This is a genomic window from Micromonospora sp. L31 (genome assembly GCF_052068075.1).
GTDB classification, from domain to species: domain Bacteria; phylum Actinomycetota; class Actinomycetes; order Mycobacteriales; family Micromonosporaceae; genus Micromonospora; species Micromonospora purpureochromogenes.
In genome coordinates this window covers 30870-54225 of record NZ_JBQHDC010000001.1, presented here as the reverse complement: position 1 = coordinate 54225, position 23356 = coordinate 30870, and the positions used below count along the sequence as shown (strand labels likewise).

Sequence of the window (23356 nt, the reverse complement as noted above, 5' to 3'; positions counted from 1 at the left end):
GAACGTGAACGGGGAGAGGTTTCATCTCCGGCCGGTTCCCCCGTACGTGTCAGCCAGGTGATCCGCCCAGGTCCGCCGGCCCGTCGGGGTGGCGGTGGTGGTCAGCCCGCCCGCACGCAGCGCGCTGCCCAGCCGGCCGGGAATCCGCACCGGCAGCAACGGCCGGCGCGAGCCCCGGGCCGCCCGCCAGGCGCGCGCCGCCTCGTCGAAGCGGAGCACCTGCGGACCGCCGTACTCCTCGATGCCCCCCAGCGGGCCGGCGGTGAGCCGTTCGCTGAGCCGGCCGGCGACCTCGTGCTGGTCGACGGGCTGGGCGAGCACCGCCGGGTCGCCGATCACCGGGCCGAGCCGACTCGCCGCGCGCAGCAGCGCGTCGAGGAACGGCGGGAACTGGGTGGCCCGCAGCACCGTCCAGGGCACCGGACCGGCGGCCACCACCCGCTCGGCCGCCAGCTTGTGCCGGTAGTAGGCGTAGGGCACCCGGTCGACGCCGACGATCGAGACGTACACCAGGTGGGCGACGCCGGCCGCCCCGGCGGCGACGGCCAGGTCACGGGTGCCCAGCACGTCCACCCGGTGGGTACGCCGGCTGTTCGGCAGCGACGCCAGGTGCAGCACCGCGTCCACGCCGTCCACCGCCTCGGCCAGCCCGACCCCGGTCTCCACGTCGGCGACCACCCACTCCGCCGCCGGGTCGTGCCGGGGCCGCCGGCTCATCGCCCGCACGTCGAACCCGTCCGCCCGCAGCCGGGGCAGCACCGCCCGCCCGAGCGTGCCACCGGCACCGGTGACCAGCACCTTCATCTCGACTCCTTCCGGTCGACAGCTCGACGGAACTGGCGGGCCGATCGTGACGTCACCTGAGCAGGTCGGCCCCGGTCATCAGGATGAAGAAGGCGACGACGATCTCGCTGACGATCCAGGAGTGGCGGTCGGCCCAGTCCCGCATCGTCGGCAGCGCGCGCTCGGCCCGCCGACCGAGCAGCAGCAGCGCCAGCAACGGCAGGGCGAGCAGCAGCAGGGTGAGCAGCACGAACGGCACCAGGTGCCACCACGGCAGGTCGTACCGGACGACGTTCGCCCCCACGGTGGCCATGGTGAGGTCGTCGACGGGCATCGCCACCATGATCAGCAGGCCGAGCCGGAACGCGTACCCGGGGCCCGCGTGCTGCAGCCGGCTCATCCAGGCCGGCTGACCTTTCGAGTGCCGGCGCAGGAACACCACCGCGGCCAGCGCCACGAGCAGCGCCAGCACCACCTGGCCGATGGCGGTCCTGATCTCCTCACGGGGGCCGGCCCCGACGTCCTCGGCGAGGCCGGTCACGCGGCGGGTGACCAGCCAGGCGGCCGTCGTACCGGCCATCACCACGACCGCCGCGCCGGCCAGGAAGCCCAGCGAGGCCTGCCGCGGCCGGTCGCCGGAGGCGAGGAAGACCGCCGCGACCAGTTGCGTGCCGGCCACCATGACCACGGCCAACGGCAGGACGGTCAGGAAGCTCATCGCCTTCCCATCCTCCCGGCCCACCCCGCCGGCCAGGGCCGATTCGCCGCATCACCCGACCGCCGGACGGGCGGGGCGGGTCAGCGGGGTACGGCGGGCACCACCCGCCCGACGAGCAGCAGTCCGAGCAGGCCGCAGCCCGCCGCGACCGCCAGCATCCCCGCGTAGTCGACCGGACCGGGCGCCGCCCCGGCGGCCAGCACGGTGCCGGTGAGCGCCAGCACCGTGGCGGCGAAGAGCGAGTCGCCCAGTTGCAGCGACGAACTGTTGCGCCCCTGCTCACCGGGGGCGGACAGGTCCAGGGTGAGCACCGACAGGGACGGGAAGAGCAGGCCCATCCCGGTGCCGGCCACCGCCCAGCCCGCCACCGCGACCGCCACCGGCACGGCCGGGGCGACCACCAGCGCGACCGTCGCGGTCCCCACCGTGATGCAGGCCAGCCCGGCCCGGGGGAACGCCGCCGAGGAGCGGGGCGCCGGCAGCCGCCCCTGCAACCAGGAGCCGGCCGACCAGGAGACCGCCCCGACGGTGAGCACCAGACCCGCGGCGGTCGGCGTGAAGCCACGCTCGCGGGAGAGCATCAGCGGGATCACCACCTCGGCGCCGGTGAACGCCGCCGAGGCCAGACCGCGCAGGCCGATCACCGTGGGCAGCCCACGCGCCGCACGCAGGAACCCCGCCGGCAGCAGCCGGGGCGCGCAGCAGGCCAGGCCGACCAGCGCCAGCACCACCAGCGGTACGGCGAGCGCGCCGCGCTGCTGCCCCCCGTGGTGCAGCAGTGCGGCGCTCACCCCCGCCCCGGCCGCCCAGCCGATCCTCGCCAGCGCCCCGGCGGGCGCCCGACCGCCGACCGGCGCGGACAGGGTGCGCAGGCCGGAGTGGACCAGCAGCGCCGCCGGGACCGCCACCGCCGGCACCACGAGGAAGACCCAGCGCCACCCCAGGTGCTCCACGATCAGCCCGGCCACCGCCGGCCCGACCAGCGACGGTACGACCCAGGCGGCGGCGAACGCCGCGAACACCCGCCGGCGCAGCTCCTCCGGGTACGCCTGCCCGACCACCACGTACAACGCGACCGAGAGCAGCCCGGAGCCGAAGCCCTGCACGGCCCGGCCGACGACGAGCTGCCCCATCGCGGTGGCGGTGCCGGCCAGCAGCAGCCCGGCCACGAAGAGCCCGACCCCGCTCCACATCGGCACTCGGGGACCCCGGGCGTCGCACCAGATGCCGGAGAGCACCATCGCGAGCACCCCGGCGGCGAACGTGCCGCCGAAGGCGAGCGCGTACAGGGCGAGACCGTCCAGCGCGCGGGCGACCGTGGGCATCGCGGTGCCGACCGCCAGCGCCTCGAACGCCAGCAGGGAGACCAGGGCGACGCTGCCCACCGTCATCGCCCGCAGGCGCGGGTCGTACAGGCGGGCGGCCGGGGCGACCGGCGGCGTGGCGGTGGCCGTCACCGGCCCGACCGGGCCCGGCGAGATGTGATCGACATGGGCTCAGCCTGCGACCTCAACCCGGGTTGAGGTCAACCGTGAGCCCGGTCTCCTCAGGCCGACTGCAGCGCCTCGCCGAGTCCCTTGGCGAGGCCGGACATGTGCTGGTCGGCGAGGACGTGACCGGCGGTCACCACCAGCGCCAGTGGCCACTCGATCACCTGGAGGGCGGCCAGCACCCCCAGCCCCGCGTAGTAGGCGAGCTTGTCCGGCGGTGGCACCGCCATCTCGCCCATCATCGGGACCTGCACCCGGCGGGTGTACGCACGGACCATCTCCTGGCCACCGCTGAGTTGTCGCGTGATGGTGCTCATTGCGGCCTCCTCCTGATCCGACTCCTCCGACGCCCACCCGGATTCCACGTCCACCCCGCCTCCATGCGCCCCTACCGGCGCAAACTTCCCTCCTTCCGACGGCATAACGGGCGGCTCGCCGGGAAGCCAGGCCGCCTGACGAGCGCGGGAGGCGAGATGGCGTACGGCAGCAGCGGCGGGCACGGCGGGGAGCGGGGCCGGCGGCTCGGCCGTACCGCTCGATGACGGCGCTGGGCCGGGTCGCCGACCGCGTGCTCCCGCCGGTGCCACCGCTGGTCGCCGACGCGTCCCGTACCGTCGGCTCGGCCGCGTCGCGGCTGGTCCGCGCGGTCGGTCTGACGCAGCGCCGGGTCTGGTCGCGCGGCGGACGGCACCACATCGAGGTGCACGGCGTCTGCCAGGACGGCGGCGACCGGCTGGCCCGGCAGGTCGAGACGGCGCTGGAACGGATGCCCGGGGTCACCTGGGCCCGGGTCAACGCGCCGTCCGGCCGGGTGGTGGTGGCCGTCGAGGAGCCGAAGCCCCGGCTGCGCGACCTGATCGCCACGGTGGCCCGCACCGAACGGGTCTGCCCGTACGAGCCGGATCCGGAGATCGCGCCCCCGCACCCGGCCGAGGAGGGGCCGCGGACGCCCCGGACGCTCGGCGCGCTCGCCTCCGACGCGTTCGGCCTGACCATCTCGGCGGCCACCCGGATCCTGCCCTTCACACCGGTCCCCGGCGAGGTGGCCGGCCTGCTGGGCGCGATCGACCTGCACCCGAAGCTGCACGCGCTGGCCGACCGGGGGCTGCGCGCCGACCCCCGCGCCGAGGTGCTGTTCCCGCTGGCCGAGGCGGTCGTCCAAGGGCTCACCGGCGGCTGGACCGGCATCGCCCTGGACAGCGTGCAGCGGATCGTGCAGTGGGGTGAGGCGCGGGCGCAGCTCTCCGCCTGGAACAAGGCCGAACCGCGGTTGACCGGCGACCCGGAGCGGGCCGTCGCCCGCTCGCCCGCCACCGAGCGGGGCCAGCCGAAGGCCGACGGCCCGGTCGAGCGGTACAGCAGCTGGGCGCTGGCCGCCGGCGCGGCGGCCGGGGCCGCCGCGGTGCCGGTCGTCGGCCGCAAGCGCGCCGCCGCGCTCGCCCTGTCCTCGCTGCCGAAGGCCCCGGGCAGCGGTCGCGAGGGGTACGCCGCACAGCTCGGCCGGATGCTCGCCCGGCGCGGCGTGATCGCGATGGACCGCAGCGTGCTGCGCGAACTGGACCGGATCGACACGGTGGTGCTGGACGCGGCCGTGCTGGGCTCGGCCCGGGGTGTGCTCGCCGACCTGGCCCCGCTGGGCGGCGCGGCGACCGGCGAGGTGGCGGCCCGCGCGTTCGCGCTCTTCGACCCGGCCGACCCGGACGCCTCGCGGGAGGCGGACGGCTGGCGGCTCGGTCCGCTCGACGGCCTCGACGTCACCGATCCCGGGGACACCCCGGACAGCAGCCGGCTGCGCGAGGGCGGCGGCCAGCTCCTGGGGCTCGCCCACCACGACACCCTCACGGCCGTCATCCGGGTCGAGCCGGAGCCGGCGCCGGGCGTCGACGCGCTGCCCACCGCCGCCCGGCAGGCCGGCCTACGGCTGGTCGTGGCCGGCGACGACCCGCAGCGGTACGCCTTCGCCGACACCGTCCTGCCCGGCGGTGACCGCCTCGCCGAGTCGGTGCGCACCCTGCAACGCGAGGGCGCGGTGGTGCTGGTGGTGTCCGGTGACCGGGCGGCGCTCGCCGCGTCCGACTGCGGTCTCGGCGTCGCCGACCCGGAGGCCCTGCCGCCCTGGGGCGCCCACCTGCTGGTCGGCACCGACCTGCGGATCCCGGCCCTGGTCATCGAGGCGGCGGGGGTGGCCCGCCGGATGACCCGGCAGAACATCCGGCTCGCCGTGGCCGGCGCCGGCCTCGGCGCGCTGGGCGCCTTCACCGCCGACCGCCAGGAGCTGCCCGGACGCAGCCTGGCGGCGGTGAACGGAGCGGCCGCGCTGGCCTTCGCCCACGGCGTCTGGCGGGCGCACCGGTTGCCCCACCCGGACGGCGCGCCCACCCCGGCCACCACCGCCTGGCACCTGATGCCGGTGGACACCGTGCTGCGGCAGCTCGACACCACTCCCGGCGGGCTGGCCGAGGCCGAGGCGCGCCGCCGGCACACCGCCGGCACGGGCGCGGGGCCTGGCGCGGGCGGCGGCCTGCTACGCGCCTTCGTCGACGAACTGTCCAACCCGCTCACCCCGGTGCTGGTCGCCGGGGCGGTGCTCTCCACCGTGTTCGGCTCGCTGGTCGACGCCGCCCTGGTCGGCGGGGTGGTGGGCGGCTCCGCGCTGATCGGGGCGGTGCACCAGCGCAACACCGAGCGGTCCCTGGCCGAGCTGCTGTCCCGTACGGAGGTCACCGCCCGGGTCCTGCGCGACGGGGCCGAGCGGGTGCTCCCCGCCGAGGCGCTGGTGCCCGGCGACGTGGTCACGCTCGGGCCGGGCGACGCGGTGCCGGCCGACTGCCGAGTGCTCACCGCCGACGGGCTGGAGGCGGACGAGTCGTCGCTGACCGGGGAGTCGCTGCCGGTCGGCAAGACCGTCGAACCGGTGGTCGCCGCCGCCGTGGCGGACCGCCACTCGATGCTCTACGAGGGGACGACCGTCGCCGCCGGACACGGCACCGCCGTGGTGGTGGCGACCGGCGCCGAGACCGAGTCCGGCCGCAGCCTCGCGCTGGCCGGGCAGGCGCCGCCGGCCAGCGGGGTGGAGGCCCGGCTCGGCAAGCTGACCAGCGCGGCGCTCCCGCTGGCGGCCGGATCGGCGATCGCGGTGGCCGGGGCGGGGCTGCTGCGGGGCGTACCCCTGGCGGAGACGGCGGCGACCGCCGCGAACCTGGCCGTGGCGTCGGTGCCCGAGGGGCTGCCGTTCCTGGTCAGCGCCGCGCAGCTGGCCGCGGCCCGGCGGCTGGCCGAGCACGGCGCGCTGGTCCGCAACCCGCGCACCATCGAGGCGCTGGGCCGGGTCGACGTGCTCTGCTTCGACAAGACCGGCACCCTCACCGAGGGGAGCCTGCGGCTGGCCGGCGTCGGCGACGACGGCCGGTACGCCCCGGTGGACCGGCTCGACGACGGGCTGCGACGGACCCTCGCCGCCGCGCTGCGGGCCACCCCCGCCGCCGACGACCCGGACGACCTGCCGCAGCACACCGATCGGGCGGTCCGGCACGGCGCCCGCGACGCCGGGGTGGTGGAGCAGGTCGGCGCGGACGGCTGGGCGGCGGTCGGCGGGCTGCCCTTCGAGCCGTCCCGCGGCTACCACGCCACCGTCGGGCGGACCGGTGACCGACTGCTGCTCAGCGTCAAGGGGGCGCCGGAGACGGTGCTGCCCCGGTGCAGCGCCTGGCGTACCCGGGGTGGCCGGGACGAGCAGCTGGACGACGACGGACGGGCCGGGCTGCACGCGATGCTCGCCGACCGGGCGCGGGCCGGGCACCGCATCCTCGCCGTCGCCGAGTGCCGGGTGGGCGCCGAGACGGTCACCGACGACCAGGTGGCCGGCCTGGTCTTCGTCGGCTTCCTCGCCCTCGCCGACGGGGTGCGCGAGAGCGCCGCCCCGGCCGTGCGCCGGATCCGGCAGGCCGGCGTGCACACCATCATGATCACCGGTGACCATCCGGCCACCGCCGAGGCGATCGCCTCGATCATCAGCGACGGCCACGACGCGCAGCGGGTGGTGACCGCCACCGAGCTGGACCAGCTCGACGACGACGCGCTCGGCGAGCGGCTGGCCCGCACCGACGTGGTCGCCCGCTGCACCCCCAGCCACAAGGTGCGGATCATCCAGGCGTTGCAGAAGTGCGGCCGTACCGTGGCGATGACCGGCGACGGCGCCAACGACGCGCCGGCGATCCGGCTGGCCGACGTCGGCATCGCCCTCGGCCAGCGGGGCACCCCCGCCGCGCGGGCCGCCGCCGACCTGGTGGTCACCGACGACCGGCTGGAGACCATCATCGCCACCCTCGTCGAGGGGCGGGCGATGTGGTCCTCGGTACGCCACGCGCTGAGCATCCTGGTCGGCGGCAACCTCGGCGAGATCGCGTTCAGCGTGCTGACCGCGGCGGCGACCGGCCGGTCCGCGTTGACCGGGCGGCAACTGCTCCTGGTCAACCTGCTCACCGACCTGGCGCCGGCGCTGGCCATCGCGGTCCGGCCACCCGGCGCCGACCACGCCGACGGGCTGCTGCGCGAGGGTCCCGACACCTCCCTCGGCGAGACGATGACCCGGGAGATCGGCCTGCGCGCGGCGGCCACCACCCTCGGCGCGACCGCCGGCTGGACGGTCGCCCGGTACACCGGACGGCGCAAACGGGCCGGCACGGTGGCGCTGGTGTCGCTGGTCGGCACCCAGCTCGGGCAGACCCTGCTGGCCGGCGGCACCAGCCCGATGGTGCTCGCCTCCACCGCCGTGTCCCTCGGCGTGCTGGGCGCGGTGGTGCAGACCCCCGGGGTGAGCCAGTTCTTCGGCTGCACCCCGCTCGGGCCGGTCGGGTGGGGCATCGCCGCCGGCTCGGCGCTCGGCGCCACCTTCGCCAACGGCGCGCTGACCCGACTGGTCGAGCGCTTCCCGCCGACCGGCGACGGACCGACCCGGTCGACCGCCGACGGACCGACCGGGTCGACCGCCGACGAATCGGCCGGGGACGGGCCGGCCGAGGAGAGCGCCGGCGACGGGACCGCCGCGGCGGAGCCGTCCGGTCGGTAGGCCGGCGGCCCGCATGGCCACGCCCGTCCCGGGTACGGCCGGGGGGTGGAGGTGGGACCCGTGGAGACGGATCAGCCAAACGTGACGTTCATCGGCACCGCGACGACGGTGCTCCGGATCGGGGGCTTCACCCTGTTGACCGATCCGAACTTCCTGCACCGGGGCCAGCGGGCGTACCTGGGCAAGGGTCTATGGTCCCGCCGCAGCACCGAGCCGGCGCTGACCATCCCCGAACTGCCCGCCCTGGACGCGGTGGTCCTGTCCCACCTGCACGGCGACCACTTCGACCGGGTGGCCCGCAAAGGACTCGACCGCGAGCTGCCGATCATCACCACCCAGGCGGCCGAGCGGAAGCTGCGCAAGTGGGGATTCCGGGCGGCCGAGGGCCTGCCCACCTGGCGGTCCCGGGAGTTCAATCGGGGGTCCAGCACCCTGCGGCTGACCTCGTTGCCCGGTCAGCACGGCCCGGGGGCGCTGGACCGGCTGCTGCCCGACGTGATGGGCACGATGATCGACCTGGACCGGGACGGGACGCGCCGGTTCCGCCTCTACGTCACCGGGGACACCCTGCGCCGTCCGCAGCTCGCCGAGATCCCGCAGCGGTTCCCGGACATCGACGCGATGCTGATCCACCTGGGCGGCACCCGGATCGCCGGCATCCTGCTCACCATGGACGCGAAGCAGGGTGCCGACCTGGTCGAGCTGATCCGGCCGAAGCTGACCGTGCCGATCCACTACGACGACTACCCGGTGTTCCGGTCGCCGCTGCGGCACTTCGTCGAGGAGGCGAAGCGGCGCGGGCTGGTGTCGGGGGTGCGCACCATCCTGCGTGGCGAGACCGTGCCGCTGACCGGCTGAGCGGAGGTTCCCGTACACCGATCGCCGCCGTCCGGCGTGGAGCCGGAGGGCGGCGATCGACGCCTGCGACGGGATCAGGAGCACTCGGAGATGGCCTCGATCAGGTCGCCCACCGGGCGCTCGGGCAGCGACCGGGCCACGTCGGCCACCGCCACGATCCCGACGAGCTCGTGCCCGTCGATCACCGGCAGCCGGCGTACCTGGTGCTGGCCCATCGTGCGCAGGATCTCCGCGGCGTCGTCGTCGGCGCCGATAGTCACCGCCTCGCCCTGGGCCAGCTCGCCGGCGGTCACGTTGGCCGGGTCCTTGCCCTGCGCGAGAACCTTCACCACGATGTCGCGGTCGGTGAGCATGCCCTTCAGCTTGTTGTCGTCGCCGCAGATCGGCAGCGCGCCGACGCCCAGCTCGGCCATCCGCTTGGCGGCGGCCCGCAGGTCGTCCTGCTCACGGACGCAGGTCACGTCGTTGGTCATGATGTCGCGTGCGGTCGGCATGGTGACACCTCGCTTTCCGGGGGTTGGTAACTGAATCGGTACCCCCGGTCCGCGGGACCATGCATCCGAGCGTCAGCCGGCCGGCTCCCAGGTGGCGGCGGCGCGGCGCAACCGGTCGTTGATCGCGCGGCCCACCCCGGTGTCGGGCGCCGCCTCCGCCAGGATCTCGGTCACATCGGCCGCGTCCAGCCGGTGCAGGGCGTCGAAGAGCCGGGCGGCGGCCTCGGTGACGTCCCCGGCGGGTGAGAGCACCTCGACCGCCGCGTACCCGTCGGCCGGCCGCTCCCGGAAGGCCAGGAAACCGCGCCGGCCGCCGTCGGCCGGCGCCGGCTGCGCCCCCACCACGACCCGCAACGGGGTACGCGGCGCGTAGTGCGCGGCCAGCGTCCCCGGCGCCACCGGCTGCCCGGAACTGCCCGGCCGTACGCTCACCGGCCCGACCGCCTCGACCAGCTCCTCGAGGGCGAGTGCGCCGAGCCGCAGCACCACCGGCTGCGGGCCGCGCGCGTCGACGATGGTCGACTCGATCCCGCACCGGGTCGGCCCGCCGTCGAGCACCACGTCCACCGCCGCGCCGAGCCCCTTGACGACGTGCTCGGCCCGGGTCGGGCTGAGCTGCCCGAAGCGGTTCGCGCTCGGCGCCGCCACCGGCACCCCGGCGGCCCGGATCAGGGCCCGCGCGGAGGGCTCGTCCGGCACCCGGACGGCCATGGTGTCCAGCCCCGAGGTGACGATCGGCGGAATCTCGGCCGGTCGGTCCACGATCAGCGTGAGCGGCCCCGGCCAGAACCGCTCGGCCAGCGCGGCCACCGCCGGGGGCACCGGTCCGACGAGCTTCTCCAGGTCGGCGGCGTCGGCCAGGTGGGTGATCAGCGGGTCGAAGCTGGGCCGGGCCTTGGCCTCGAAGATCCGGGCGGCGGCCCGGGCGTCCAGGGCGTTCGCGCCGAGGCCGTAGACGGTCTCGGTCGGGAAGGCCACCAGCCCGCCGTCGCGCAGGACGGCGGCGGCCTCGGCGATGCCGCTGTCGGCGGGCAGGACGCGTGGGGATCCGGTGCTCACGCCCCGACGCTAGCCTGCCGACGTACCGGTCCTCCGGTCGGCCGCGCGATCACCCGCCCTCGGCCCGGCAGGCCCCGCCCCGGAACTCCACTCCCGGCACGTCGTCGAGGATCCGGCTGATGTCGGCGACCGACGCGAGGGCACGAGCCGGGTCGCCGCGCAGTTCCGCGTCCGCCGAGTCCAGGTCGCCCTCGTCCCGCGACCAGTCGATGTCGGCCGCGCGGAGCTGGGCCACCGCGTGTGCGGTCAGGGCGGCGGGGTCGGTCACCGACACCTCCACCCGGCAGTACATCTGGAGGACGTGCGGCGTGTCCCGGCCGACGAAGGCCGACAGGCTTGGCTGTACGGATTCTCGTACAGCCAAGGCCTCGTCGTTCCTGCCGGATGGTTTGGTGGGGCAGGCAGCCGCGACGGTCAGCAGCAGCTTGCGGCGGCTCCGCTGGTGGCGAGCTCCTTCTCGGCGGCCGGGGTACAGCAGGCGCTCGCCGTCGCCTTCTCCAACTGCGGGGAGTCGGCCTTGACGGTGTAGACCTCCCACGGCTCGTTGCCGGGTCCGCGTACCCAGACCTTGTCCTGGAGGGCGTAGCAGCACTCCGTGCTGTTCTCCTCCAGCGTGATGAGGCCGGCGTCGGTGAGGCGCCTGGTCGCCGCGCTGACCTCGTCGGTGCTGAACACCTCCACCCCGAGGTGGTCCATGACGGTGGGCTGGTCGGGCTCGCCTTCGAGCAGGACGAGCTTCAGCGGCGGGTTCTCGACGGCGAAGTTGGCGTAGCCGGGTCGACGCTTCGCCGGCTCGACGCCGAACAGCTTGGAGTAGAAGGCGACGGAGCCTTCGAGGTCGGAAACGCGCAGGGCGAGCTGGACGCGGGACATGGTTCTCCTCCTGGACGACTCAACCGGCTTGTCTAGACGGTTTTCGAAGCAGAGGCCCCACTGTCGCACCTTGTTTTGAAGTCTGTCAACCTAGGTATGTATCGAAACAAGCGCTGCCGGTGGTGGATGCCTCCGAAACCGCCTTGTTGTCCTGCTGGCCCATGCCTACCGTGCAGTGATGCTCTCCAGAATGCTGACGGTGACCTTCGATGCGCACGACCCGGCTCGCCTGGCGCAGTTCTGGTCCGGCCTGCTCGGCCGGGAGGTCGCCGAGGACGCCGGTGGCGCGCTCCTGCCTGGTGACGACAACCAACTCAGCCTCCGGTTCATCCCGAGCGGCGCCGAGAAGGTGGGGCCGAACCGCCGCATGCACCTTCACCTGACCAGCGCCAGCCACGCCGACCAGCAGCACACGGTGGCGACGGCGCTGGGGCTCGGCGCCGGCCACCTCGACGTCGGGCAGCGCCCCGAGGAGGGGCACATCGTCCTGGCCGACCCCGAGGGCAACGCGTTCTGCGTGATCGAGCCAGGCAATGCCTTCCTCGCCGGTTGTGGCTTGCTCGGGGAGGTCGCCTGCGACGGCACCCGGGAGGTCGGCCTCTTCTGGAGCGAGGCGCTGGGCTGGCCGCTGGTGTGGGATCAGGACCAGGAAACCGCGATCCAGTCACCGCACGGCGGCACAAAGGTCGCGTGGGGAGGCCCCCCCTTGGCCCCGAAAGAGGTGAGGAACCGGCAGCGCTTCGACCTCGCCCCGGCCGGTGGCGACCAGCAGGCGGAGGTCGACCGACTGGTCTCCCTCGGGGCCACTCGGCTCGAGGTCGGTGAGGACGGTGCCGTCATGCTGGCCGATCCCGACGGCAACGAGTTCTGCCTGAGAGGGAACTGACCACAGCGCGGCCGGTTGCCAGTGGGTCAGGGCGGCCTGCCACCGGACCGCCCTCCCTCTCGCCGACGCGGTCGGCGTCCGCCGCGCGGGTCCTGGCCCCGCGGCCCGACCGGCTGCCGGCCCACCACCCCACCTGTCAGTGGCCTGTCATTCCGCGGCGGCCCTCCGGGCTCCCGCTCTCCGCGCCAGCCGCCGGGTGTCAGGCATGACGGCCGCAGAGGCGACAGCGACAACGGCCGGCGCGGCCCCGGCGGCGGCGCTTTGAACCACGTCACCGGCAGCCGGTGTCCGGTCTCGGGACCTGGGTGACAGATCGGTATCAGGACCTGCGTGACGTCGACGGGCTACTGGCGCACCCGGCCCGGCGAGGTGTTACCGAGCACGGAGTTCAGCTGGTCGGCCCAGTCATCATCGGCGAGCCCCGCCCCAACCAGAACGTCGCGCCAATCCTGCTGCGCCAAGGCCACAGCATCAAGGAACCGCTGACTGTCTCCATTGGACAGGATGACCACCGCAGCTTGGACGCGCTCGGCGCTTTCGGCAGTGCTACCGGGGGCCAACGGCACGAAATCGGTCAGGAGGTCCAGGGCAGCTTCCGCCTCGGACGGTCCGAAGCGTGCCCGCACCCATGCCTGCAATCGATCGCTTACCATCCAGCCGAGTATGCCAACCGACAGGTACCCATCGCTGGCCGTAGATCATCCAGCCGGATCTGTCCCGCGCGTCCCGAGACCGGATCTTCACGCGTCGGCCGACCCAGCCCGGAAACCTGTGCGGTCACAGCTTCCAGCTTCGGCTGCCGATCATCGACATCAGCAGCCCGTGGGTCTCGGCGTCGCCGGCCACCACAAGCCCGCGGCCTGCGCGCCCGATCGGGGCGCCGTCGATTCCGGTGACGACGCAGCCGGCGGCCCGGCACAAAGCGATGCCGGCGGCGAAATGCACGCTCTCGACCAGGTCATCGCCATCGGTGACGTATGCGGCGCGCTTGCCGGCCGCGACCCAGGCCAAGGCCAGCGTTGTGGACACGACCCGCGGCCGGAACCGTTCGACGAACCCAGGGTGGGCCAGCAGGTCCACGGCCCGGAATCCAGGCGCGCTCGGAAACGGCGGATCCAGGTTGGCGTCCACCAACTGGGTGCCGGGCGTGGGGGTCAGCCGCGCATCGACACCGTCATTCCGCACCCAGGCGGTCTCACCGTCAGTGAAGAAGACCTCGCCGCTGAAGGGGTCGGCCACCGCCGCTGCCCCATCGCGCAGCGCCACGTTGACGGCCACCAGCATGTTGCCGACGGCGTAGTTCAGCGTGCCGCACAGCGGATCCACCAACCACTGGCGCACGACGTCGGCCGCGCCCCGCTGCCCGCCTTCCTCGCCGAGCACCGCGTCATCGGGCCGAGCAGCACGGATGACGTCGAGGATCGTCTGCTCAGCCTCCACATCGGCAGCGGTGGCGAAATCCGCGGCGCCCTTGTCGATGCGGGTGAGCCGCTGGCTGTACATGTTGCGCACCACGTTCGCGCCGGCACGTGCCGCAGCTACCGCGACCCCGGCATCGTCAAGGCCCGCGTACGAGTTGATCATGCCGTGCACCATATCGGGGCGGACCCAATCCCCACCGACGCCTGCTCAAAGGGCCTCGCGGCTTGCCATCGTTGCTGGCTGGTCGACGACGTTTGACGGTGTCTTGTGTTCCATCTGTGCCCCGAGCGCCTGCCGGGCGGCCTCGCCCATGGGGTCGTCGCGGGTGGGCAGCCGCTGGATGGTCGGCAGCACTTCCTCCTGGAAGACGCCGTGCAGCCGGCGCAGTTCCCACGCCGGATGCTCGGCGTCGTCGACCCGCACGTCCCAGAGCGGGTACGGCTGATCGCCGATCACCGTCATGGTCGCCGACCGTGCGCCGTGCCGGTCACCGCCGGTCTCCTCACCGGCCCCGATGGCCAGCACGAGCCGCTCCGCCAGGTCGAGTTCCCGACTGTCCTCGAACACCCGGACGATCTCCGCGAGGGTTTCCGGGCCCACCAGGCGGTTGCCCTGCACCGCGTACCCCGGCCCGGTGCGGTGCCCCGCCCAGTCACTTGTACGGGAGCCGGTGAAGGCGTGCGAGCGACCCTGGCGGTCGACCATGCCCACCTGCCGTACCTCCCGACCCGGGTCACGGGCCAGCAGCTCGGTCAGGACGTCCTCCGGCGAGCGGCCCTCGCCGAGCAGCGGCAGGCTGTCGTAGGCCAGGAACGGGTTGGGGTGGCCTGGGTCGCCACCGCACCACCGCCCGAGTGGACGTGTGCGACGAGCTTGCCGACCGCGGGCCTGGCCGTCAGGGCTCCCACCCCGAGCTGGCCGGTACGTGGACACCGTGCGGCGATCGAGAAGGTCACGGTCGGCACGTACCCGGACGAACGCCCGGCATGCCAGAGCCCGCCTCGGTTGCTGTCAGCGGCCCTCTGACCTAAATCGCTGCACCTCGGTCGTCTTTGCTGAGCGATCACAACGGCTGTCTGCGCTCTTGCTGACTTCCCGCTGACTGCGACACGTGGCTTGCGCCACTCCGAAGAGGGCAAGTCACCCATCGGTATAGGACCTAGCAGGCCGACGGCACGAGTTTCGGGCGGGGCAGCGCAGGAAGGCGCCTGAGGGGGCCCGTCACACCCTCCCAGCCGGGCCGGCACAGAAGTTTCATGGGTCGGGAAGACGGGGATGCCGCGGCTCCAAGACTCGGCTCGGCGCCGCAGGCACCAACAGAGCAAGGAGATACACCTGATGCGTGGAGTAGTCATGCACGCCGCCGGCGACGTCCGCGTCGAGGAGCGTGAAGACCCGAAGATCATCGAGCCCACCGACGCCATCATCCGCGTGACCGCGAGCTGTATCTGCGGTTCGGATCTGTGGCCGTACCGGGGCCTCGAGCCCGTGAAGGATCAGGTCATGGGTCACGAGTACGTGGGCGTCGTCGAGGAGATCGGCCCCGAGGTGAAGAACGTCAAGGTCGGCGATTTCGTCGTCGGGTCGTTCGTCATCTCCGACAACACGTGCGAGATCTGCCGGTCCGGCTACCAGTCCCGCTGCGTGCACGGCGAATTCGTGGCGGCGACGGTTGGGACCCAGTCCGATAAGGCCCGTATCCCCCTGGCGGATGGCACCCTGGTTGCCACGCCGGGGCAGCCGGACCCGGGGCTGATCCCGTCGCTGCTGGCCGCGTCCGACGTGCTCGGCACCGGCTGGTTCGCTGCCGTCGCCGCCGACGCCGGCCCTGGCAAGACGGTCGCGGTTGTCGGTGACGGCGCTGTTGGCCTGATGGGCGTCCTCGCCGCCAAGCAGCTGGGCGCAGGGCGGATCATCGCGATGTCCCGCAACCCTCAGCGGCAGGAGCTGGCCCGGTTCTACGGCGCGACCGACATCGTGCAGGAGCGCGGCGACGAGGGCGTGGCGAAGATCAAGGAGCTCACGAACGGACTGGGTGCGCACAGCGTGATCGAGGCGGTCGGCACCCAGGAGTCGATGATGCAGGCCATCCGGTCCACCCGGCCCGGCGGGCACGTCGGCTTCGTCGGCGTCGCCCACGATGTCGAGCTGCCCGGCCTGGAGCTGTTCTTCGCCGACATTCATCTGCACGGCGGCCCTGCCCCGGTGCGCCGGTTCCTGCCCGACCTGATCCAGCTGATCTGGGACCGCAAGATCGACCCCGGCAAGGTCTTCGATCTGACGCTGCCGCTGGAGGAGGCCGCGGAGGGCTACAAGGCGATGGACGAGCGGCGCGCCATCAAGGTGCTCCTCACCGCCTGACGCGACCCGCACGCACTCCCCGCCCGCCCCGCATCGTCACAGCGGGGCGGGCGGACGCGCCCTCCGACACGGGTCACGCGGGGGATACCGAACCCGGCCGGGTGCCGATAGTGTCCACGGATCGCACCGCCCGTTCATCCGGAGGGCTCCGTCATGAGGTTCGGACTTCCGTGGCTGCCCCGAACGGTGGCCACCGTGCTGCTTCTTCTCGGAGGGGTCGGCGTGCCCGCCGCGTCCGCCTCGGCGGCGCCGGCGGGGGCGGACCTCACTGTCGACCTGGCCGGCGCGACGATTCCGCTGGGGGTCACGAAGAAGACGCTTCACCTGAAGATCAGCAACCGGGGCGACGCGACCCCGACCCGGGTCGTCGTCCGGGTCGACGCGTCGGAGCTGGATAGGTTCGATTTCAGGATCATGCTCTGGCCGACCGGCGGGCCGCGTGACTGCGACGGCGATGTCTCCGGTTGGTACTGCGACCTGCTGCCGGATCAGCTTCCGGGGCCGGGCGAGACGGTGGAGCTTCCCATCCTCGCCACCGTCCAGACCGGAGAGCCCCTCGCGGGCCGGATCAAGGTGACGGTCGAGGTCAAGCCGGTCGACACGAATCCGGCCGACAATACGAAGTGGTTCCCGATCCAGGTGGTGGATCACCCCGAAGCCGACCTTTCGGTGGTCGCGCCGGACGTGACGCAGTCGGTGCGGATCGCTGCCGACGGCAGCCTCGCATCCACCGGCGCGTTGAATCCGGGCGAGACGGGCGCGGTGCGCTACACGATCGCCAACCAGGGGCGGAAGCCGGTCGATGGGGTCAAGGTCGAACTGCGCGTGCCCACGGGCGCGACGTTCACCAGGCCGCCGGATGAATGCATCCTCAGTGACGCCGGGCGTGCGGCGGTCTGCACCTACGACCGGCTGGCCCTCGTTCCTGTCGACCAGGACACCGACCCGAACGACCAGCTCCACTCCGCCGTCGAGCTGTACCACCTGGTGACGGTGTCGGCCGCCACGAAGGCGCCGGTCACGTTGCGGAACGGGACCGTCCGGGTCGAGGGCCTGAGCGACCCGCGGTCGGACCTTTCCGGCCCGGCGCGGAGCGACCTTCCCACGAACGCCGTCGCCGTTCGGGCGGTCGACGTGGACGACAGCGACAACCAGGACGGGTTCGCGGTCGTGGTGGCCGCGAACAGCAGCGGCGGAGGTAGTGGCGGCAGCCCCGGTGACGGTGGTGGCGCTGGTGGTGGCGGCAGCTTGCCGATCACCGGGTCCCAGGCCGGGCTGACCGCCGGGGCCGGCCTCGCCATGCTGGTGGGTGGCGGCGTGCTGCTGCTCCTGACCCGACGACGCCGGGCCATCCGGTGACCCTCGACGGGTGACCGGTGTCGGCGGTGCGCAGCTGGCCCTCCAGGATCCCGACCGCCGGGCCGACGATCCCGAGGGCCGCGAGGAGCTCAGGGCGTTCCGTGGTGGGGCGGGCGGGACTCGAACCCGCGACCGAGGGATTATGAGATCAAGATGGGCGACCCGCCGACCTGGGCACATGGCGGTCTAGCAGCGGAAATACCTTCCGACATCTCTCAGCGCTCCCCTACCTTCGGTGGACCTCTTGCGGACTAGATGCGGACCGTCCGCAGCTAGCAGGCAGACTTCTGGACGAAGGTCTCGCGTTCCCCGGTGTCCGGGTCGTCGGCCCAGTGCCACAGGCTCATCTCCCCCCGCCAACTGCGCTGAGTGTTTAACTCAAGGCTTGCTTTGGCATCCTTCATCCTCAGAACTAGCTGGCCGTCAGCTGCCAAGTCGCCCGGGCGCAGCTGGCCGATACCGGAAACCGTGTCCGTAGATCCGTCCTCGTTGGGACCGAACATGGCCTCAGACACCGTGAAGGCGTGATCTGGCGTGATCTGGATGACCCCACCCTGCCGGGACTGGAAGACCCCGCACAAAGCGTCGATGCGAACCGGCCACAGTGCGCGCCAGGCAAGGGCACCTGGCAACAGCGCTACCAGGAGGCCGACGGCCACAAGCACGATCTTTCGCCTACTCATGCCCGTCTCCTGTCGATGTCCGCCGTCAGCTTGGCCAGCACCCTGTCCGCGTTCATCCCGGCAGCGTAGGCGGCACTGCCGCCAACCGGCCTCAAGCCCGCGCAGCCTCGGACCGTGGAAGCCTGGTTGACCGAGTGGCTGCGGGACGTGAAGGCGCACGACGGCACTCGGCCGTCAACGCTGGTGCGCTACCGCCTGGCCGTGAGCAAGCACCTGGTGCCGGGGCTGGGCCGGGTGAAGCTCGATCGGCTGACGCCTCGCGACGTGCAGCGGTTCCTGACCGGGCTGCGGGGCAAGCTCGCGCCGGCCAGCATCATCAAGGTGCACGCGGTGCTGCGGGTCGCCCTGGCCGACGCTGAGCGGATGGACCTGGTGCCGCGCAACGTCGCCAAGGCGGCCAAGCCTCCGGCCCTCGGCCGGACCGAGCGGCGCGCGCTGACGCCCGAGGAAGCCAAGACGTTGCTGTCGGTGCTGACCGGGGACCGGTTGGAATCGCTGTTCGTCCTAGCGCTGGCGACCGGGCTCCGGCGCGCTGAGCTGTTGGGCCTGCGCTGGTCGGATGTCGACCTGTCGGGACGGGCGCTGTTTGTTCGGCAGACGCTCCAGCGAACGGATCGCGGGTTGGAGTTCGTGCCACCGAAGACGCACCGGTCGAGTCGCCCGCTGCCGCTGTCGGCGCTGGCCGTCCGGACGTTGGAGGCACAGCGGGTGCGCCAGGCGAAGGAACGGCTCACCGCCGGGGAGGTGTGGTCGGATCTGGGCCTGGTCTTTGCCAGCACAATCGGCACCGCGATGGAGCCGCGGAACGTGAACCGGCGCTTCGAGCAGCTCCGGGCGGCGGCCGACTTGGATTGGCTGCACCTGCACGACCTGCGGCACGCCTTCGCCACGTTCCTGCTCGACCAGGGCGAGGAACTGCGCACGGTGATGGAGCTGCTGGGGCACTCCACGATCCGGATGACAGCCGACACCTACGGGCACGTCCTGCCTGCTCGGGCTCGTCAGGCTGCCTCGGCCATCGATCGCGCGTTGGGCGAGGAGGACACGGCGTGACCGCTTGGCTGTACGGATGGCTGTACTCGCGACCGAGATCAACCAAAGGAAAGTGCTGGTGGAGCCCAGGGGACTTGAACCCCTAACCCCTGCCTTGCAAAGGCAGTGCTCTGCCAGTTGAGCTAGGGCCCCGAGGGCGGTCGGAGCCGCCTGGTGCTGGCCGGTGCCAGCGGGATCAGCGCAGGTCGGGCGCGGTGGTGGCCTCGTGCCAGAGGGCGCGCTCGTCGTTGGAAGCCTTGACCTTCTTGGCGACCAGGGCGGCCACGCCGACGACGCCGACCAGGAACAGAAGCTTCTTGAACATGGGGCGACCCCTCGCGCTCGACTAGCCGTCGGAACGGTGTGCGGTGGGGCTAGCTGGAATCGAACCAGCGACCTCAGAGTTATCAGCTCTGCGCTCTAACCGACTGAGCTATAGCCCCGCGTGGCGACGAGCAAGGTTAACCCATCGCCACGTCCGACCCCAAATCGGGGCGGTCGTGGCGCCCGTCCCACCCGACGGTACCCGTACCGGCGACGAGGCGACGACTGCTTTCCCCGGGCGGCCCCGCGCCGAGATCAACTCCGTTTGCGGCGTGTCGCGGTGTCAGTTCGCCGGGACACCGCGACACGCCGCAAACCGTGCGCCGAGCCCCGACGACGGGCGGGGCCGGTGAAGGGGGCCGGACACGGCGACGCCGGGGCGACCGCGGGTGGCGGTGCCCCGGCGTCGTCGGGTGTCAGTCGCGCTCGGCGAGCGTCAGCTCGATCCCGCCGACCAGGTCGGCGCAGACGTTGTAGACGAACGCGCCGAGGGTGGCGAGCGCCGTGAACAGGACGACGTTGACCAGGCCGATCAGCGCCGAGCTGAGGATCACGCCCCGGGCGGTGATCTGGAACCCGCCGGAGCTCTGCCCGCCGGCGTTGACCAGGTCGGTGAGGCTGTCGTTGACGCTCTGGAAGACGCCCATCGCGTCCAGGGCCAAGTAGAGCACCGAGGTGGCGACGACCACCACGATGAAGAGCACCACCGAGACGGCGAAGGCGAACTTCATCACGGACCACGGGTCGATCCGCTTGAGGTTCAGCCGGGCCCGGCGCGGCCCGCGGGACGCGGCCGAGCTGACCGAGCTACGCGCGGCGCGTACCGCGTCACCCACGCGCGCGGCCCCGACGGCCGCCGCTCCGCTGATGCCCGGCGGCAGGCCGCCACCGTTGGCGGGGCGGGCGGTGCCGGCCGCACGGCCGCCGTCGGGCGACGGCCTGGTCGGGCCGCCCACCTTCGGCTGGGTGCCGGTGCTGGACGGGGACGTGGCGGTGCCCGCCTTGATCGGCTGCGTGGTGGTAGCCGGCGCGACCGGGGCGCTGACCGGCGCGGCCGCGGAGGTCGGCGCGTCGGGTCCCGGTGTCTCGGCCTTCTCGCTCGCCCCCGAGTCCTCCCCGGGCTTGTCCGGCGGCGGTGCCATGCCGGGAGCCCGGGTGAACTTCGGGGCAGGCGCGTCGGCGGGGACGGTCGCCCGGCCCACGGCGGCGCGGCCGGCCGCCGATGTGCCGCTCTTGGCGGCCTCTTCGTCGACCGGGTTGGCCGAGGTCCCCGTGTTCCCCGACTTCGCCTGTGTCTCCGTCATTCAACTAGTCCTGTTCGTCAGGCTCGTCGGCATTGCGAGCAATCGCCACGATAGTCACGCCGTCCGGGAGGTCCATCAGCTTGACCCCCATTGTGTTCCGGTCACGCGTACGGCGTACAGGCTTCACCGGAGTCCGGATGACGCCGCCGTTGCTCGTGATCGCGAACAACTCGTCCTCCGGGTCGATCACGACCGCGCCGACCAGACCACCGCGTCGCTCGGTGATCTTCGCAGTCAGCACGCCCTTACCTCCCCGGCCCTGGACCGGGTATTCCTCGATCGGGGTACGTTTCGCGTATCCCCCGTTCGTGGCCACCAGAACGTCCAGACCCTCCCGAACCACCTCCATGGCCAGGAGCACGTCGTCGTCGGTGAAGCGCATGCCGATCACGCCCGTGGTCGCCCGCCCCATCGGCCGCAGCGCCTCGTCGGAGGCGTTGAACCGGATCGCCTGCGCCTTCTTCGACACCATCAGCAGGTCGTCGGAGGGCGCGACGAGGGCAGCACCGACCAGCTCGTCCTCATCGCGCAGGTTGATCGCGATGATGCCGCCGGAACGGGGGGAGTCGAACTCCTCGAGCCGCGTCTTCTTCACCAGGCCGTTCTTCGTGGCCAGTACCAGGTAGGGAGCCACCTGGTAGTTCGGGATTTCGATGATCTGCGCGATCTGCTCGTCCGGTTGGAAGGCGAGCAGGTTGGCCACGTGCTGGCCCTTGGCCACCCTACTGGCTTCCGGCAGTTCGTACGCCTTGGCCCGGTAGACGCGGCCCTTGTTCGTGAAGAACAGGATCCAGTCGTGGGTGGAGCATACGAAAAAGTGGCTGACGATGTCGTCCTGCCGCAGCGTCGCGCCGCTGACGCCCTTGCCGCCGCGCCGCTGCGAGCGGTACAGGTCGGCCTTGGTCCGCTTGGCGTACCCGGTGCGGGTGATCGTGACCACCACGTCCTCGCGGGCGATCAGGTCCTCCATCGAGACCTCGCCGTCGAACGGCACGATCTTCGTACGCCGCTCGTCGCCCCACTTCGCGACGATCTCGCCGAGCTCTTCCGAGACGATCCTGCGCTGCCGCTCCGGCTTGGCGAGGATGTCCTTGAGGTCGGCGATCTCGACCTCGAGCTTGGTGAGGTCGTCGATGATCCGCTGCCGCTCCAGGGCGGCCAGGCGGCGCAGCTGCATGTCCAGGATCGCGGTCGCCTGGATCTCGTCGATCTCCAGCAGCCGGATCAGGCCCTGCCGGGCGTCGTCCACCGTGGGCGAGCGCCGGATCAGGGCGATCACCTCGTCGAGGGCGTCCAGCGCCTTGGCCAGACCGCGCAGGATGTGCGCCCGCTCCTCGGCCTTGCGCAGCCGGAACGCGGTCCGCCGGCGGATCACGTCGATCTGGTGCTCGACGTAGTAGCGGATGAACTGGGCCAGGTTCAGCGTGCGCGGCACCCCGTCGACCAGGGCCAGCATGTTGGCGCCGAAGGTCTCCTGGAGCTGGGTGTGCTTGTAGAGGTTGTTCAGCACCACCTTGGCGACCGCGTCGCGCTTGAGCACGAGCACGATCCGCATGCCGGTACGCCCGGAGGACTCGTCGCGGATGTCGGCGATGCCGGCGAGCTTGCCCTCCTTGATCAGCTCGGCGATCCGCTCGGCCAGGTTGTCCGGGTTCACCTGGTAGGGCAGCTCGCTGACCACCAGGCAGGGGCGGCCGCGCTTGTCCTCCTCGACCTCCACCACGGCGCGCATCCGGATCGAGCCGCGCCCGGTCCGGTACGCGTCCTGGATCGCGGTCTGGCCGACGATCAGGCCGTAGGTGGGGAAGTCGGGGCCCTTGACGATCTCCAGCAGCGCTTCGAGGGTGGTCGCCTCGTCCACGTCCGGGTTCTCCAGGCACCACTGCACCGCCGCGCCGATCTCGCGCAGGTTGTGCGGCGGGATCTTGGTGGCCATGCCGACCGCGATGCCCTCGGAGCCGTTGACCAGCAGGTTGGGGATCCGCGACGGCAGGATGGTGGGCTCCTTGGCCCGGCCGTCGTAGTTGTCCTGCAGGTCGACGGTGTCCTCGTCGATGTCCCGCAGCATCTCCATGGCCAGCGGGTCGAGCTTGCACTCGGTGTACCGCATGGCGGCGGCCGGGTCGTTGCCCGGGGAGCCGAAGTTGCCGTTGCCGTCCACCAGCGGGTACCGCAGCGACCAGGGCTGCGCCATCCGGACCAGCGCGTCGTAGATCGCCGAGTCGCCGTGCGGGTGGAACTGACCCATCACGTCACCGACGACGCGGGAGCACTTCACGTAGCCGCGGTCCGGCCGGTAGCCGGAGTCGAACATGGCGTAAAGGATCTTGCGGTGGACCGGCTTGAGCCCGTCCCGGACGTCCGGCAGGGCCCGCCCGACGATGACGCTCATCGCGTAGTCGAGGTACGAGCGCTGCATCTCGACCTCGAGGCCGACCGGCTCGATCCGGTCGTGCGCCACGACGGCCGCGGTTGTCTCCGGGATCTCCGGCTCGTTCGGGGTGGACTCGGGAGTATCGGTCACTGTTAACCCTTATCAGACTCAGAGTCGTTTTCGTGCTGTGGATAACGGCTGTGGAAACCGGCCAAGCTGTGGATAACTCTGTGGACCGGCGGGTCGGCCGGGGACCACCCGGCCGACC

General features: G+C 72.5%; 20 protein-coding genes, 2 tRNA genes and 1 pseudogene. 6 read left to right on the top strand and 17 right to left on the bottom strand.

What is annotated here, in order from left to right:
- Positions 1-21: 21 nt before the first annotated feature.
- The 4 genes from ACTMS9_RS00255 to ACTMS9_RS00240 all read right to left on the bottom strand — a co-directional run bounded on the left by ACTMS9_RS00255 (position 22) and on the right by ACTMS9_RS00240 (position 3308).
- Positions 22-804: an SDR family oxidoreductase gene (locus ACTMS9_RS00255; protein WP_441143626.1), complete on the bottom strand. Its 783-nt coding sequence runs from the start codon at positions 802-804 to the stop codon at positions 22-24.
- Between the two features lie 52 nt (positions 805-856).
- Positions 857-1501: a GAP family protein gene (locus ACTMS9_RS00250; protein WP_441143628.1), complete on the bottom strand. Its 645-nt coding sequence runs from the start codon at positions 1499-1501 to the stop codon at positions 857-859.
- Positions 1502-1581: 80 nt separating this feature from the next.
- Positions 1582-2958, bottom strand: a complete 1377-nt coding sequence (locus tag ACTMS9_RS00245; RefSeq protein WP_441143630.1) for an MFS transporter — start codon at positions 2956-2958, stop codon at positions 1582-1584.
- A gap of 89 nt (positions 2959-3047) precedes the next feature.
- Positions 3048-3308 (bottom strand): hypothetical protein, encoded by a 261-nt coding sequence (locus tag ACTMS9_RS00240; RefSeq protein WP_441143632.1) that lies wholly within the window; start codon positions 3306-3308, stop codon positions 3048-3050.
- 221 nt (positions 3309-3529) lie between these two features.
- Between ACTMS9_RS00240 and ACTMS9_RS00235 the strand changes: the two genes are divergently transcribed.
- Both ACTMS9_RS00235 and ACTMS9_RS00230 read left to right on the top strand, forming a co-directional pair.
- On the top strand, positions 3530-8059 hold the full coding sequence (locus ACTMS9_RS00235; protein WP_441163832.1) for an HAD-IC family P-type ATPase: 4530 nt from the start codon (positions 3530-3532) through the stop codon (positions 8057-8059).
- A 60-nt stretch (positions 8060-8119) separates the two neighbouring features.
- On the top strand, positions 8120-8917 hold the full coding sequence (locus ACTMS9_RS00230) for an MBL fold metallo-hydrolase (protein ID WP_441163831.1): 798 nt from the start codon (positions 8120-8122) through the stop codon (positions 8915-8917).
- A gap of 74 nt (positions 8918-8991) precedes the next feature.
- Here the strand turns inward: ACTMS9_RS00230 and ACTMS9_RS00225 are convergent, their stop codons facing one another.
- From ACTMS9_RS00225 to ACTMS9_RS00210, 4 genes are all read right to left on the bottom strand, one after another.
- Entirely contained in the window at positions 8992-9411 is a 420-nt protein-coding gene (locus tag ACTMS9_RS00225) for a CBS domain-containing protein (RefSeq protein WP_441163830.1), read from the bottom strand.
- A gap of 72 nt (positions 9412-9483) precedes the next feature.
- Positions 9484-10446, bottom strand: coding sequence for an L-threonylcarbamoyladenylate synthase (locus ACTMS9_RS00220; protein WP_441144025.1), 963 nt, complete (start codon positions 10444-10446; stop codon positions 9484-9486).
- Positions 10447-10519: 73 nt separating this feature from the next.
- Positions 10520-10834 (bottom strand): hypothetical protein, encoded by a 315-nt coding sequence (locus tag ACTMS9_RS00215; protein WP_441163829.1) that lies wholly within the window; start codon positions 10832-10834, stop codon positions 10520-10522.
- Positions 10835-10884: 50 nt separating this feature from the next.
- A complete protein-coding gene (locus tag ACTMS9_RS00210) occupies positions 10885-11343 on the bottom strand; it encodes an ArsI/CadI family heavy metal resistance metalloenzyme (protein WP_441143642.1) in 459 nt (152 codons plus the stop codon).
- A gap of 178 nt (positions 11344-11521) precedes the next feature.
- On the opposite strand from ACTMS9_RS00210, the gene ACTMS9_RS00205 reads away from it, so the two are divergent.
- A complete protein-coding gene (locus ACTMS9_RS00205) occupies positions 11522-12229 on the top strand; it encodes a VOC family protein (protein ID WP_441143644.1) in 708 nt (235 codons plus the stop codon).
- A 344-nt stretch (positions 12230-12573) separates the two neighbouring features.
- Here the strand turns inward: ACTMS9_RS00205 and ACTMS9_RS00200 are convergent, their stop codons facing one another.
- The 3 genes and pseudogenes from ACTMS9_RS00200 to ACTMS9_RS00190 all read right to left on the bottom strand — a co-directional run bounded on the left by ACTMS9_RS00200 (position 12574) and on the right by ACTMS9_RS00190 (position 14799).
- Positions 12574-12882 (bottom strand): hypothetical protein, encoded by a 309-nt coding sequence (locus ACTMS9_RS00200; protein WP_441163828.1) that lies wholly within the window; start codon positions 12880-12882, stop codon positions 12574-12576.
- A gap of 124 nt (positions 12883-13006) precedes the next feature.
- Complete coding sequence (locus ACTMS9_RS00195) at positions 13007-13813, bottom strand: inositol monophosphatase family protein (RefSeq protein WP_441163827.1); 807 nt, start codon at positions 13811-13813, stop codon at positions 13007-13009.
- Between the two features lie 45 nt (positions 13814-13858).
- Positions 13859-14799, bottom strand: a pseudogene (locus ACTMS9_RS00190) (DUF1028 domain-containing protein).
- Positions 14800-15004: 205 nt separating this feature from the next.
- On the opposite strand from ACTMS9_RS00190, the gene ACTMS9_RS00185 reads away from it, so the two are divergent.
- Both ACTMS9_RS00185 and ACTMS9_RS00180 read left to right on the top strand, forming a co-directional pair.
- Positions 15005-16012, top strand: a complete 1008-nt coding sequence (locus ACTMS9_RS00185; protein WP_441163826.1) for a zinc-dependent alcohol dehydrogenase family protein — start codon at positions 15005-15007, stop codon at positions 16010-16012.
- Between the two features lie 186 nt (positions 16013-16198).
- The gene (locus ACTMS9_RS00180) at positions 16199-17371 is read left to right on the top strand and encodes an LPXTG cell wall anchor domain-containing protein (RefSeq protein WP_441163825.1); all 1173 of its coding nucleotides are present in this window, start codon (positions 16199-16201) and stop codon (positions 17369-17371) included.
- Positions 17372-17643: 272 nt separating this feature from the next.
- Here the strand turns inward: ACTMS9_RS00180 and ACTMS9_RS00175 are convergent, their stop codons facing one another.
- Positions 17644-18054, bottom strand: coding sequence for a hypothetical protein (locus ACTMS9_RS00175; protein WP_441163824.1), 411 nt, complete (start codon positions 18052-18054; stop codon positions 17644-17646).
- A 114-nt stretch (positions 18055-18168) separates the two neighbouring features.
- On the opposite strand from ACTMS9_RS00175, the gene ACTMS9_RS00170 reads away from it, so the two are divergent.
- The gene (locus ACTMS9_RS00170; protein ID WP_441143657.1) at positions 18169-19107 is read left to right on the top strand and encodes a tyrosine-type recombinase/integrase; all 939 of its coding nucleotides are present in this window, start codon (positions 18169-18171) and stop codon (positions 19105-19107) included.
- Positions 19108-19163: 56 nt separating this feature from the next.
- Here the strand turns inward: ACTMS9_RS00170 and ACTMS9_RS00165 are convergent.
- From ACTMS9_RS00165 to gyrA, 5 genes are all read right to left on the bottom strand, one after another.
- A tRNA-Ala gene (locus tag ACTMS9_RS00165) sits at positions 19164-19239 on the bottom strand.
- 43 nt (positions 19240-19282) lie between these two features.
- Positions 19283-19411 carry a DLW-39 family protein gene (locus ACTMS9_RS00160; protein WP_210774060.1) on the bottom strand — a complete coding sequence of 43 codons (129 nt, stop codon included), beginning with the start codon at positions 19409-19411 and terminating at the stop codon, positions 19283-19285.
- Between the two features lie 44 nt (positions 19412-19455).
- A tRNA-Ile gene (locus ACTMS9_RS00155) sits at positions 19456-19529 on the bottom strand.
- A gap of 297 nt (positions 19530-19826) precedes the next feature.
- Complete coding sequence (locus tag ACTMS9_RS00150) at positions 19827-20714, bottom strand: DUF3566 domain-containing protein (RefSeq protein WP_441143659.1); 888 nt, start codon at positions 20712-20714, stop codon at positions 19827-19829.
- Between the two features lie 4 nt (positions 20715-20718).
- Positions 20719-23238, bottom strand: coding sequence for a DNA gyrase subunit A (gene gyrA / locus ACTMS9_RS00145; RefSeq protein ID WP_441143661.1), 2520 nt, complete (start codon positions 23236-23238; stop codon positions 20719-20721).
- Positions 23239-23356 lie beyond the last annotated feature (118 nt).

Bases quoted from the DNA above. Each gene is read 5' to 3' on its own strand.
- ACTMS9_RS00235 (WP_441163832.1), top strand. From the start codon at position 3,530: ATGACGGCGCTGGGCCGGGTCGCCGACCGCGTGCTCCCGCCGGTGCCA.
- ACTMS9_RS00225 (WP_441163830.1), bottom strand. From the start codon at position 9,411: ATGCCGACCGCACGCGACATCATGACCAACGACGTGACCTGCGTCCGT.
- ACTMS9_RS00240 (WP_441143632.1), bottom strand. From the start codon at position 3,308: ATGAGCACCATCACGCGACAACTCAGCGGTGGCCAGGAGATGGTCCGT.
- ACTMS9_RS00175 (WP_441163824.1), bottom strand. From the start codon at position 18,054: ATGAGTAGGCGAAAGATCGTGCTTGTGGCCGTCGGCCTCCTGGTAGCG.
- ACTMS9_RS00255 (WP_441143626.1), bottom strand. From the start codon at position 804: ATGAAGGTGCTGGTCACCGGTGCCGGTGGCACGCTCGGGCGGGCGGTG.
- ACTMS9_RS00200 (WP_441163828.1), bottom strand. From the start codon at position 12,882: ATGGTAAGCGATCGATTGCAGGCATGGGTGCGGGCACGCTTCGGACCG.
- ACTMS9_RS00185 (WP_441163826.1), top strand. From the start codon at position 15,005: ATGCACGCCGCCGGCGACGTCCGCGTCGAGGAGCGTGAAGACCCGAAG.
- ACTMS9_RS00160 (WP_210774060.1), bottom strand. From the start codon at position 19,411: ATGTTCAAGAAGCTTCTGTTCCTGGTCGGCGTCGTCGGCGTGGCCGCC.
- ACTMS9_RS00195 (WP_441163827.1), bottom strand. From the start codon at position 13,813: ATGATCAACTCGTACGCGGGCCTTGACGATGCCGGGGTCGCGGTAGCT.
- ACTMS9_RS00250 (WP_441143628.1), bottom strand. From the start codon at position 1,501: ATGAGCTTCCTGACCGTCCTGCCGTTGGCCGTGGTCATGGTGGCCGGC.
- ACTMS9_RS00205 (WP_441143644.1), top strand. From the start codon at position 11,522: ATGCTCTCCAGAATGCTGACGGTGACCTTCGATGCGCACGACCCGGCT.
- ACTMS9_RS00150 (WP_441143659.1), bottom strand. From the start codon at position 20,714: ATGACGGAGACACAGGCGAAGTCGGGGAACACGGGGACCTCGGCCAAC.
- ACTMS9_RS00210 (WP_441143642.1), bottom strand. From the start codon at position 11,343: ATGTCCCGCGTCCAGCTCGCCCTGCGCGTTTCCGACCTCGAAGGCTCC.